This window comes from Bacillus sp. SIMBA_026, assembly GCF_046535335.1.
GTDB lineage: Bacteria > Bacillota > Bacilli > Bacillales > Bacillaceae > Bacillus > Bacillus velezensis.
Genome location: NZ_JAWRWX010000285.1, coordinates 1 through 258, shown reverse-complemented (window position 1 = coordinate 258; position 258 = coordinate 1). Strand labels below are relative to the sequence as shown.

Here is a 258-nt window from a genome sequence, read left to right as displayed (position 1 = left end):
CTCAACTACGTGGCCGGCCATGTTGTTGAGCGAACCGTTCGGGAAACGCCTGACTTGCGTGAATGTGCTGAGCTCCTGGTCAACCTCACCCTTGAGGCGGGCGCCCCGGACAACGTCACCGTCGTCATGCTGGAGATCGTTGAGGAGACCGACGACGACGCCAACACGGCCGCCGTCGACGTCGTTCCGGCCCCGGCAGTCGCCGCGGTCATCGAACCTAAACCTGACCTGAAACCAGAGCCCAAACCCGACGTCGGA

At 63.2% G+C, this 258-nt stretch carries 1 protein-coding gene; it reads left to right on the top strand.

All coding sequences use genetic code 11. From position 1 onward, the window contains the following. On the top strand, positions 1 to 258 hold a 258-nt coding region (locus SB847_RS21510; protein ID WP_410578707.1), incomplete at both ends, for a hypothetical protein.